Source organism: Streptomyces sp. NRRL F-5755 (genome assembly GCF_001279365.1).
In the GTDB taxonomy this organism is placed as follows: domain Bacteria; phylum Actinomycetota; class Actinomycetes; order Streptomycetales; family Streptomycetaceae; genus Streptomyces; species Streptomyces rimosus.
This window is the reverse complement of the sequence record NZ_LGCW01000076.1, coordinates 1-11,557: the sequence shown is the minus strand read 5'-3', so window position 1 is coordinate 11,557 and position 11,557 is coordinate 1. Positions and strand designations below refer to the sequence as shown.

Annotated in this window: 11 protein-coding genes; 10 read left to right on the top strand and 1 reads right to left on the bottom strand. The window is 68.9% G+C overall.

Annotated elements, in window-relative coordinates; all coding sequences use genetic code 11:
• The first annotated feature begins 62 nt into the window (after positions 1-62).
• From ADK86_RS10905 to ADK86_RS10880, 6 genes are all read left to right on the top strand, one after another.
• Entirely contained in the window at positions 63-983 is a 921-nt protein-coding gene (locus ADK86_RS10905) for a lantibiotic dehydratase C-terminal domain-containing protein (protein WP_078951991.1), read from the top strand.
• Positions 984-1,074: 91 nt separating this feature from the next.
• Entirely contained in the window at positions 1,075-1,995 is a 921-nt protein-coding gene (locus ADK86_RS10900; protein ID WP_053696391.1) for an ABC transporter ATP-binding protein, read from the top strand.
• Complete coding sequence (locus tag ADK86_RS10895; protein WP_053696390.1) at positions 1,992-2,807, top strand: ABC transporter permease; 816 nt, start codon at positions 1,992-1,994, stop codon at positions 2,805-2,807. Before ADK86_RS10900 ends, ADK86_RS10895 begins: the two co-directional genes overlap by 4 nt.
• Positions 2,808-2,888: 81 nt before the next feature.
• On the top strand, positions 2,889-3,992 hold the full coding sequence (locus ADK86_RS10890) for a sensor histidine kinase (RefSeq protein ID WP_159393827.1): 1,104 nt from the start codon (positions 2,889-2,891) through the stop codon (positions 3,990-3,992).
• 20 nt (positions 3,993-4,012) lie between these two features.
• Positions 4,013-4,621 carry a response regulator transcription factor gene (locus ADK86_RS10885; protein ID WP_053696388.1) on the top strand — a complete coding sequence of 203 codons (609 nt, stop codon included), beginning with the start codon at positions 4,013-4,015 and terminating at the stop codon, positions 4,619-4,621.
• A gap of 26 nt (positions 4,622-4,647) precedes the next feature.
• Positions 4,648-5,922, top strand: coding sequence for an amidohydrolase (locus ADK86_RS10880; protein WP_053696387.1), 1,275 nt, complete (start codon positions 4,648-4,650; stop codon positions 5,920-5,922).
• Positions 5,923-6,467: 545 nt separating this feature from the next.
• Here the strand turns inward: ADK86_RS10880 and ADK86_RS10875 are convergent.
• On the bottom strand, positions 6,468-7,730 hold the full coding sequence (locus ADK86_RS10875) for an alpha/beta hydrolase (protein ID WP_053696386.1): 1,263 nt from the start codon (positions 7,728-7,730) through the stop codon (positions 6,468-6,470).
• A 441-nt stretch (positions 7,731-8,171) separates the two neighbouring features.
• Here ADK86_RS10875 and ADK86_RS10870 point away from each other — a divergent pair, with 441 nt between their 5' ends.
• From ADK86_RS10870 to ADK86_RS10855, 4 genes are all read left to right on the top strand, one after another.
• On the top strand, positions 8,172-9,488 hold the full coding sequence (locus tag ADK86_RS10870; RefSeq protein WP_053696385.1) for a serine hydrolase domain-containing protein: 1,317 nt from the start codon (positions 8,172-8,174) through the stop codon (positions 9,486-9,488).
• A 95-nt stretch (positions 9,489-9,583) separates the two neighbouring features.
• On the top strand, positions 9,584-10,390 hold the full coding sequence (locus ADK86_RS10865) for a MerR family transcriptional regulator (RefSeq protein ID WP_199834384.1): 807 nt from the start codon (positions 9,584-9,586) through the stop codon (positions 10,388-10,390).
• Positions 10,391-10,437: 47 nt separating this feature from the next.
• Positions 10,438-10,932, top strand: a complete 495-nt coding sequence (locus ADK86_RS10860; protein ID WP_159393826.1) for a hypothetical protein — start codon at positions 10,438-10,440, stop codon at positions 10,930-10,932.
• The gene (locus ADK86_RS10855; RefSeq protein WP_053696382.1) at positions 10,929-11,378 is read left to right on the top strand and encodes a hypothetical protein; all 450 of its coding nucleotides are present in this window, start codon (positions 10,929-10,931) and stop codon (positions 11,376-11,378) included. The genes ADK86_RS10860 and ADK86_RS10855 overlap by 4 nt, the downstream gene beginning before the upstream one ends.
• The last annotated feature ends 179 nt before the right edge of the window (positions 11,379-11,557 follow it).

Genomic DNA, 11,557 nt, shown 5'->3' with positions numbered 1-11,557 from the left:
CTTGCCGGTGATCACGCCACCGCCCTCCACGCTTCGGTGTCCGGTCCGGCAGCAACGGCTCGATGCGTGCCCACTGGGCGTCAGTCAACGACACACCAGTCCAACGATCCGATGATCTGAAGGAAGCGGCCTACGTCTCAACCATCCCTGAGATCAGACAGCTGGTCGAAGGAGTGGTGGCACCGTCCGTCCGCCGCTTCAAGGACTCCGATCCCGATCTCCACTGGTTCTTCCTGCAGTACGTCGACGTCGTCGGTCTCCAGCTGCGGGTCCGGTTCCGCGGCCTGCCGGAGCGACTCGCCGCCTACGAGGCGGTACTCGACCGTGCCTTCGACGAGGCACTGGACCGGTTCGCAGCCGCCGACGGCCCCCCTGGCCGCTTCCCCACACGGCGCATGGTGGTCAAAAGGCTCTACGAACCGGAGTACGAGAAATTCGGCGGTCCTGCCGGGGTGGCCCTGGCTGAGCAGCTCATGCGACGAGGCAGCGAGGCCGCACTGCTGTGCTCGGGCGCAGGCCACCGCCCTCGGCGCACAGCGATCGCGGCGGCTCACACGGCCCTGATGACCGCACGGTTGCCTGAGGAGTCACGCACCGCGTTCCTCCACCAGTACGCCTGGTACTGGTCGGGGCGCGGGCTGCGTGACGCTCCAGCGGGCCGGCCGCTGCCCCGGCTCGCGCCAAGTGACCCCGTGGCGTGGCGGCGTGCCGGGATTCTCGGTACCGAAGTCGACGATGTCCTTGCCGATGCCTTTCTGGGGCCCGTGCTGACGTCGTACGTCGATGACTTCTGGCTGCTGGTGCGGGACGCTGCACCGTCTCGGCCCGATTACCTGACGGCGTTCCACCACATCCACCTGATGAACAACCGGCTCGGAGTGGTGCCGGGAGAGGAGATGCAGATTGCCCGGCTGCTCTGGCTCCGGAGGCTGAGTGGCACGGACACAGCATCGGCTGCTTACCGAAGCTCGATCCCCGCATGACAAAAGTCATGGCGGTACCTCCGCGGAACGCACCCGGGACCCGTGAGCTCTCTCCCTGGCTGCCCACCCCCGCTCTTCCTAAGGTCGCAGTATGACCAGTGAACCCGTCATCCAGGTCAGCGACCTGCGCCTCGAATACGGTCGGAAGACCGCTGTGGACGGCATTTCGTTCGACGTCTTCCAAGGCGAAGTGGTGGCCCTGCTCGGCACCAACGGTGCCGGAAAGACCACCACGCTCGATGTGCTGGAGGGCTATCTCAAACCGACCGCCGGTAGCGTTTCGGTCTTCGGGCAGGACCCGCACACCCATCGGAACCGCATCGCTTCAGACATCGGGATCATGCTTCAGGAAGCCGGCTTCTTCGGTGAGCTGACCGTCGCCGAGACCATCAAGGCATGGCGGCGTTTCACTCCCGACGCGGTCTCCACCGACGAAGCACTGCGCCTCGTCGATCTCCAGGACCGGTCCCGCACACGAGTCGGCCGGCTGTCCGGCGGTGAACGGCGCCGGCTGGACCTGAGCCTCGCCGTGCTGGGCCGGCCCAAGCTGCTGTTCCTGGACGAGCCGACCACCGGGCTCGACCCGGAATCCCGGCGCCACACATGGCGGTTCCTCAAGGACATGGTGGCCGAGGGCATGACCGTACTGCTGACCACGCACTACATGGAGGAAGCCGAGTTCCTGGCCGACCGGGTCGCCATCATGGACCACGGCCGCATCGTCCGGCACGGCACGGTCACCGACGTTCTGGCCCAGGACGCCGGCACGCGGATCTCCGTCCTCGCCGACTCCCTGATCAGTGCGCGCACCCTGCCGCCTTTCCCTGGAGCCGAGGTGCACGAGGCGGACGGCCGCGTCAGTCTCGTCACCGACGAACCGCAAGCGGCCTTGAAAACGCTGCTGCGCTGGGCTGACGACAACAATGCGAAGCTTCGCGGCCTGGAAGTACGTACGGCTTCCCTGGAAGACGTGTTCCTCGACGTCGCTGCCACCGGAAAGGGACAGGCATGAACTGGCTGCGTTTCACCTTCTCGCAATTCCTGCTGTCGCAGCGCGTCTACTGGCGCGACCTCGGCTTCGCACTCACCGGAGCCCTCCTCCCGCTCGGACTGGGCTTGGCATTCCCCATCAGTCAGCACGGAAAGGGCGACATCGCTGGATTCGACGCGGGCGTCTACCTGCTTCCCGGATTCCTCGGTTTCGTCCTGCTCTGGATCGTGTACAACGTCATCAACTCGGCGGCCGGGCGGCGTGACCGCCTCGTCTACAAGCGCCTCAGGGGCACCCCGCTGCCGGACACCGCCATCCTCACCGGCGAGGCGGCCAGCGGAAGCGTCACCAGTGTCCTTCAGGTGATCGTGCTCCTGGTCGTGGGAGTGATCGCCATCGACGCTCCGGCACCGAGCAATCCGCTGCTGCTCGTGCTGGGTGTCCTGCTCGGCGCGCTCACGTTCTCCCTACTGGCCATCGGGCTCTCCGGCCTCCTGCCCAGCGGCGAGGTCTCCACCTGGATCGTCACGCCGGTGATCCTCCTCATGATGATGACCTCCGGGGTCGCCATGCCTGTCTCCGAACTGCCGTCCTGGGCCCAGCACGTGGCGCCCTACCTGCCTTCCAGTCCGGTGGTGGAGATCGTCAGGACCGCCTGGCTCGGTCACGACTTCGCGAGCGACCCCACCACCGCGGGCATCACCGCCCAGGTCGGGTTCGCCGAGTCGTTCCACGCCTGCGCCCAGCCGGTGGGGATTCTGTGCGCCTGGGCGGGGCTGTCCTTCTCCATGGGCAAGCGCTTCTTCCGCTGGGATCCCCGGCGATCGGGCTGAACAGAGCGGCGATAGAGTCAGGGTTCAGCCGGTTTTGTCACGAAGGGGGGCCGGTACGTGCGTCGGCGCACACCTGCCGCTGTGGCCCGTGCGGTGGCCTGGCTGATCTTGCTCACAGCGGCGGTCTTCCTTGGGGAAGGCATGGTGCTGTGGCTGCGCCACCGGCCCTCGCCCGGCCTGATCTACGCCGGCGCCCTCGGCTGCCTGGCCTTCGGGGTCGCCTTCTCCCGCACCGTGTTCGACGTGGTGGCCCGTGGCGGCGCACGCGACCGGCACCTGCTCGACCTGGCGATCTGCACCAGCGTCGCCTTCGCTTCGCTGCTGGCGCTGGGACCGGCCTGGGGCGCCCTGCCCTCCCTGGCCGCCGGCGCAGCCGTCGTCTCCCTCAACGCGAAGAGAGCGGCCTGGGCAGCCGGGCTCATCCTCGTCGGCACTGCGCTGTCCTGCTGGCTCCTCGGCATGTCCGCCAACATCATGGCGGACGTCCTGATGCGCAGCGCGGTGACCGTCGTGATCGTGGGCGCGCTGGGCCTGCTGCCGCCGTTCGCCCGGGAAATCCATGACAACCGGGCCGAGCTGGCCCGTATGGCCGTTCTGGAGGAGCGCCTACGGTTCGCCCGGGACCTGCACGACGTGCTCGGTCACGGGCTGTCCGTCGTCGGTATGAAACTGGAGGTCGCCCTCCTCCTCGTGAAGAGCGACCCGGCCCGTGCCACAGCGGAGATCGAACAGGCACTGAGCGTCTCGCGTGAGTCCGTGTCGGACCTGCGCACACTCGTACGCGGCTACCGCCAGCCCTCCCTTGGCGCCGAACTCGAGGGGGTACGCTCGGTACTGCTGTCCGCCGGCATCACCTGTCGTACGGACGAGGTACCGCCGGGCATACCGCAGCAGGTGCAGGACGTGATCGGCTGGGTCGTCCGCGAGGGAGTGACCAATGTGCTGCGGCACAGCACCGCGACCGAGTGCCGCATCAAGCTCCGCGTCGACGGCGACCGTCTGATGACGGAAATATCCAACGACCGGGCGAGTGCGCCCGGACGCCCGTCGGACGGCAACGGGCTGCGCGGGCTGCGGGAACGGCTCAGCCACATCGGTGGCGAACTCTCCGCCGCCCCGGACGGCGACGGAGGCTTCCGGCTGCTGGCCCACGCTCCTCTCCATCCCGTTCCCCGCGACACCTGAACCAGCAGAGGCAACCGACCATGCCCATCCGTATCACCGTCGCGGACAACGAGGCGTTCATCCGCGACTCGCTGTCCGTTCTCCTCTCCGCACACGACGACCTGGCCGTCGTCAACACGTCGCCGGACGGCTCGGGAGCCGTGGCCGCCGTCCGCGCCGGCGGTGTGGACGTAGCCGTGCTGGACCTCGACATGCCGGTCATGAACGGCCTGGAGGCGGCTGAGGCTATTCGGGACAGCGGCACCGGATGCGGCGTAGTGATCTTGACCAGCCACGGTCGCCCCGGCCACCTCCAACGGGCACTGAGCTTGGGCGTACGCGGCTTCGTCACCAAGGACACGCCCGCCGCACAACTCGCCGACGTCATCCGTACCGTCCACCGCGGCGGACGCCACATCGACCCGGAAATCGCCACCGACGCCCTGGCACTCGGCGGCAACCCCCTCACGGCCCGGGAACGCGAGGTACTACGCCTGGTCGGCGAGGGCCTGTCCACCAGCGGGACCGCGGCACGGCTGCACCTGGCCGAAGGCACCATACGCAACTACATGACATCGATCCTGTCCAAACTGGGCGTCGCCAACAAGGTCGCTGCCTATCACTTGGCCAGGGAGACGGGCTGGCTGTAGCCGGCCAGCACAGGGGGAGCGCATACATGAGGAACGAATCGGCGTCGAGCACGGCCAGACTTCCGGACGACGCGGCCCGGATCCTGCCTTCCGCACGGCGCCTGTACGAAGAACTCCACGCGCATCCGGAATTGTCGGGCCAGGAAAAGGTCACAGCAGCCCTGTTCGCCGCACGTCTGACGGACGTCGGCTGTGACGTCACCTCCGGAGTCGGAGGACACGGGGTCGTGGGGTTGTTGCTCAACGGTGACGGCCCGCTCGTCGCCCTGCGCGCCGAACTGGACGGTCTGCCCGTGGCCGAGGCGACCGGCTTGCCGTACGCAAGCACCCGGACGGTAACGGGGGCGGACGGACGCGCCGTGCCGGTGGCCCATGCCTGCGGGCACGATGCGCATCTGGCCTGTGCCTGGGGAGCCGCGATGCTCCTGGCCGGCCAACGGGACGCCTGGTCCGGCACGCTCATGGTCATAGGCCAGCCGGCAGAGGAGACCCTGACCGGCGCGCGGGACATGCTGGCCGATGGCCTCTACGAACGCTTCGGCCGGCCCGACGTCGTACTGGCCCAGCATGTCGCACCCCTGCCGTGCGGTGTCCTCGCCCACGGACCGGGGCCGCTGACGTCCGCCGCCGCACTCGTGAACGTCGTGGTGCGCGGCCGCGGTGGTCACGGAGCGACCCCTCACCTCACAGTGGACCCGGTCGTCGTGGCCGCGAACATCATCCAGCGGATCCAGAGCGTGGTCTCTCGGGAGAACAATCCGTTCGAGCCACTGGTGGTGACCGTCGGCTCGCTTCACGCCGGGACCGTGCCGAATGTCATTCCGGACCGCGCTGAACTGGGCATCAGCATCAGGTGCTATGCGAACACGCAATTGGACAGGGCAGTCGCCGCGGTATGCCGGATCGTCCGCGCCGAGTGCCAGGCCGCCGGCTGCCCCGAGGAGCCGGACATCACCGTCGGCCCCAACGCGCCGGTGAACATCAACGACCGTGCGTACGCCGCATCGGTGCGCTCCGCGCACACCGCCCTTCTGGGCGAACGGCGCGTACTGACGACGCCGGCGATGCTGGCCAGTGAGGACTTCGGCCTGTTCGCCAGGGACGGAGTCGGCACCGTCTACTGGTTCCTCGGCTCGGTCGCCGCGACGGACTGGGGCAACGCTCCAGGTACGGCCCTCCAGGAGAAGGTGGCCGGCTTGCCGGCGAACCACGCTCCGGACTTCGCTCCCTCCGTCGAGGCGACGTTGCAGCACGGCATCACAGCGGCCGCCGCCGCGGCACTCGCCTGTTTCGCACACTGAGCGTGGACCACGAGCCTTTTCAACAATCCGTCGTTTGCCGTGAGTTTGGGGGTTGGTGTTGGTGTCGCTGGTGTGATTGGTGCTGGCCGCACCGGCGTCCGAGCCCGGTCGCAGATGCGTGCCGCCCGGGCAGCGTCGCCGTGCGGGCGGGGCGGGCACTGGTGCCGGGCGGCCCCTGGACGGGGCGTGGATGAGATGGCCGGTGGCCCAGCGGGGACACCGGTGTGATGGCAGGTGGGGGCCATTCGAGTGGAAGGCGTCCCTTGCCCGGCTCGAAGCGCGCTTCCTTGCTCAAGCCGTAGGCGGCGTCCGCCGTCACCCGCCCGACGGGCACCCGGCCGGTGCCGGCCCGGCGGGCCACCACCTTGGCAGGGCCGCCTCCGTTGCGAAGCCGGCCCGGTCGCCGAGCCCGCCCGGGGCACCGCTGGCACCCGCCGGCCCGGCGGCGGACTGCATGCACGCGACGGTCCGGCAGCGTGCGCCCGCCACCCGCCGCGCAGGCGAGGAGACACCGGCCACTAGGCCGACGGCGGCTTCGCCGAGATCTAGGCGTGCCGGGGGCCGCGCGATTGCTCGGGGGTCCGGCCGTGTCCGGTGCCGTGACCGGGATCGGTGCCGTGACCGGGCTCGGGGTTGCGGCCGTGCTCGGTACCGCGGCCGGGGCCGGTCCCCCCTGCGGGGGGCTCGGTGCCGATGACCCCGCTCAGCCAGCGGAAGACCTCCGGGATCTGGTTCTTCCATACGGCCGTGCCGTGGCCGCCCGCGCCCGGCGGGATCAGCTTGACCTTGACCGTCGTCGGGTCCTTGGCGAGCTGCTTGAGGGCGAGCCCGGCCTCGTAACCGTCGTTGGAGGCCCCGGAGACGTAGAGGGCGGTGCGCGGCGGCTTGCCCGCCTTGTTGGCGGTCTTGAGGATGGTGAGCGGGTTGCTCTCGACGCGCAGCTTGGGGTCCTGGCCGGCGAGCGAGGCGGGCTCCATCTTCGGGTCGTTGAAGCCGGAGAGGCTGATGGCGGCGCGGTAACGGTCGGGGTGGGCGAGCGCGAGCTTGGCGGCGCAGTGCGCGCCCGCCGAGTAGCCCGCGACCGCCCAGGAGGCGGGCTTGTCCTCGGCCCGGAAGTTGTCGATCACCATCTGGCGTACGTCGACGCTCAGCCAGCTGTCCGCGTTGACCTTGCCCGGGATGTTGACGCAGCCGGTGTCCACCTTGCCCAGGAGGGTGGTGCGCGGCGCGACCAGGATGAAGGGCTTGACCTTGCCCTGCTCCATGAGCGGCTTCAGCTGCTCGGCGGCCTTCAGGGTGCCCATCCACGACTTGGCCGAGCCGGGGAACCCGGGCAGCAGCTCCACGACGGGGAACTTCTTGTCCTTGTAGGCGGGGTCGTCGTACTGCGGCGGCAGCCATACGTACACCTCGCCGCTGACGCCCGAGATCCGCCCCTTGAACTCGCCCTCCTGGACGCCCGGTCCGACGACCGAGTCCTTGGACGGGCCGAACTGCACCAGCTGCTTGGGCGCGTTCTTCGCCTTGAGCCCGCCCATGCCGTCCGGGCCGAGGTCCTTGGCGGCTTCGACGTGGTCGGAGGTGCCGAGCAGGTCGTCCCAGTTGTCGTAGAGGCTGTTGGCGTTGTTGACCATCACGAACACCAGCGTGATCGCGGTGACCTGCGCGAACAGCAGCATGCCCAGACGCGCCACCGCCCGCACGATCTTCGGCCCGCGGACACGGCCCCACAGCGCGAACGGCAGCACGACCGCGACAACCAGCAGCGCGATCGCGGTCAGGAAGAAGGGCGTGCCCGTCAGACTCATCGGGGATCTACTCGCTTCCAGGGCGTGGTGCAGCGGTGGGCATGGTTCTGGCCCTGCCGACGGCAGCGAGCCTCTCCGCAAGATTAGATGGTCATCCGACACGCCGTGGTTGCGCCCTCTGGAGCGTTCTTTCCTAAGGTCCTTCGAAATGAAGGGCCCTTGTGGTACGGGTCACAGGCCGCGGGCAGCCCCCGGGCGCGCACGAACGACTCCCTACCCCGACTCCCAGCGCTCCCAGAACCGCCCTCCTCATGGCGCCCCAACTCACCGGGCAAACCTGACATCCGTCACGCGAACGTGTGAGCGATCTGCTACCAAAGGCTGATGGCAGGGGGTGGCGTGGCCAGCACAATCGCCAGTGAGCGAGAGAGATCGCCGGCCACCATCCGACGGCCGCCGGCTCCATGGGAGCCCTCGGCCATGCACCGACGGAGACATGCCATGCCCCTGTCCCCACCGAGCCGCCGCCGCGTGCGGCTCGCCACCACCGCCACGGCCGTCTTACTGGCCCTGCTCGCCCCGGCCCTCCCGGCCTCGGCCGCCGGGACGCCCGCCCCGCCCGCTTCCCCGGCAACGGTCGCCGCAGCCCAGCCGGCGCACCACGGCCTCGACCGCAAGGCACTCGACCGGACCCTCCAGGACCTGCACAAAGCAGGCATGTACGGCGCCTACTCGGCCGTACGGGACGGCGACGCATCCTGGCAAGGCGCCTCCGGCGTCGCCGACATCAAGACCGGCCGCCCGATGAGACCGGGGCTCGAACACCGCATAGGCAGCATCACCAAGACCTTCACCGCCACCGCCGTGCTCCAGGAGGTCGGGGCGGGCCACATCGAACTGGACGCGCCGATCGGCCGCTACCTGCCCGACCTGATTCCCGGCGAACGCGGCCGAGCGATCACGGTACGGATGCTGCTCAACCACACCAGCGGCATCGCCGACTACGGCTACGCCCTCTGGTCCGTGCCGGAAGACCTGGAAACCGGCCGCTTCCACCGTCACGACCCACGGAAGCTGGCCCGGCTGGCCCTGGCGGCGGAGCCGACGGGCAAGCCCGGCGAGGCGCACCACTACGCCAACGCCAATTACGTGATAGCCGGATTGCTGCTGCGCAAGGTCACCGGGGAGACCCCCGAGACGTACATCACCGAACACGTCATACGGAAAGCCGGCCTGCGGCACACCTACTTCCCGCGCTCGCCCTACCTGACCGGACCGCACGCCAAGATGTACGAGGGCTTGAACGGGATATTCGACCCGCCGCGCGACTTCAGCGTCTACGACATGTCCTGGGCCGGCACGGCCGGCTCACTGGTCTCGACCATGGACGACCTCAACCGGTTCTTCCGCGCACTGCTGACCGGCCGCCTGATCGACACGGCCGAACTGCGGGAGATGCAGACCACGGTGCGGATGGGCTCGTCGTCGAAAGCGCGGTACGGCCTGGGCCTGGCTTCGCTGGACCTGCCGTGCGGGCGGGTCTGGGGCCACGACGGTCTCGTCCCCGGCTCGGGAACGGTTTCCTTCTCCAGCCCGGACGGCAGCCGCCAAGTGACACTCGGCACGAACCTGACGCGCTACTACGGCCTCGCCCCGGACGGCAATGAGAAGACGGGCCCCATCGACGACGCCAAGGCCACCCATTGGCTCACGGCCCTGTGCGGCGTCCCCGCCAAGGCATCAGCGCAACAGCACCTGCCCACGCCCCCACAGTCCATACCGGCGCCCGCCTTGCCCCAGGCGCTGACCCGGGACTGATGTCCGCGTGCCGGCCGTCCCATACCAGGTGCGCACCAGCCGGGGGACGACTCCTGACGCCTTAGCGGGCCTCGGCCGCGATGACAATGGGGAGCATGTCTGATGCCGGTGATGATGTTGATGGGCTGACCGTCGGTCAGGTTGCCTCGCGTCTGGGGGTGACGGTTCGGGCGCTGCACCACTGGGACGAGGTGGGGTTGGCGCGACCGTCGTTGCGTACGGCTGGCGGGTACCGGCTCTATACCGCTGGTGACCTGGAGCGTCTGCATCGCATCGTCGTCTACCGCGAGGTCGGTCTCGGTCTGGACCGGATTCGGGCCGTCCTGGACGACTCGGCCGCAGACGTGCCCGGCGCGTTGCGCGCGCAGCGCGCGCAGGTTGCCGAACGGATCGAGCGCCTCCAGCAGCTCAGCGCCGGGCTGGATCGCATGATCGACGCCCATGAGCGTGGCCTGCTGCTCACCGCCGAGCAGCAGGCTTCGATCTTCGGCCCCCAGTGGAATCCGGACTGGCCCGCCCAAGCCCGTCAGCGCTACGGCGACACGGTGCAGTGGCGCCAGTACGCGGAACGCTCGGCCGCTCGCGGTCCGCAGGAATGGCAGGCCGTTGCCGACGCCATGGCCGATCTCGACCGCGCCCTCGGGGACGCGATGGACGCCGGCGTCGCACCCGGCAGTCCGGAAGCGAATCGACTCGCCGAGCGGCACCGTGAAGCTTTCGCCTCGTATTTTCCCCTCACCAGGCAGATGCAGGTCTGTCTCGGCCGCATGTTCGAGTCCGATCCAGAGTACGCCGCCCACTACGACGGCGTCCGCGCCGGCCTCGCCGCATGGTTCCGTCGCGTCGTCGACGCCAACGCTCGCGCCCACGGTGTCGATCCGGACACTGCGACCTGGCAGTAGGGCGGGGGGGGCCGGGGGGGGCGGGGCGGGTCTGGCATGATCAGGATGTGAACACGTTCAAAACCAATCCGCCGGGGGCTGGGCGGGGGTGGGGGCCGTGGTGGCTGCTGCGGAGTTCTGGGCGGTATCTGGTCGCTCTGCTCGTGGTGTCGGCGGTGGTGGCCTGCGTCCTTCCGGTGCATACCCGGTTCGGCGGGGGCGATGAGCTGGGCTATTTCGACGGGGCGGGGTCGCTGCTCGCGTCCACGTGGCTCTGCTTTGCCCTTGTCGGGTGGGTGTGGGTGCTGTTCGTGTTCCTGGTGCTGTTGCCGATGAGGCGACGCATAGAGGCACCGACCTTTCGGGGGCTGGCGTGGTACCTGCTGAGCCTGCCGACACCGTTGCCGGTGCTGGTGCAGATGCAACCCGTCAATGTCCTGGTGATTCACGTGGTCGCCCACGCGGTGTTCGCCGTGTGGCTATTGCCGGTGCCTGGGCCGTCGGTGGCGGCGAACGGGCGGGAAAAGGAGGGGGACGTGCAGGTGCAGGTGGTTGGGGGATGAGTATCAGGACGGTTGAGCCGGGGGATGCTCGGGAGCACACCGGGTTGTGGTTGCTGGATTGTGTCCTGCGGTACTTCGCGGTGTTCAGCATTGGGTGGGTGGTGGTGTGGGCGACGTTGCCCGGCAGTCGCGCACATACCCTGTACAGCCTGGTGTTCGGGGATGTCTGGCTGTTCGCCTTCTTCGGGGGGCCGTCCATGTTCATCCTCATGACCCTGGCCATGCGCCGGACCTTGCGGGAGCAGGATGAATTCCGGGTGATGGCCGGTTTGTTGTGGATGATTCCGATGCCGCCGTTGTTGTTCGCCGGGTTCGGGTGGGGGTTCTTCGTCTTTCCGGCGGTTCAGTTGGTCTTTGTATGGGGGCTGCTGCCGCTGCCTACGCGTTGCGTACTGGCCGCCGTTGAGCCCGGGCGGGAGCGGGAACGGCAGAGGTGGGCGAAGTGAGCGGTGCGTTGGGCTTGGAGGTGTTCGGCGGTTGGGTCCGGGGGTGGGGTGTCGCCTCGACAGTCGCGGCAGAGGCCGCCGGGGAGGGCTTCGGGGCGGCCCGGGACGCCGCATTCCGTGCATTCCATGATGCGGGTAGGGGTGTGGGTGGGGATGCGTTCGGGGGCGTGCCCCAGGGT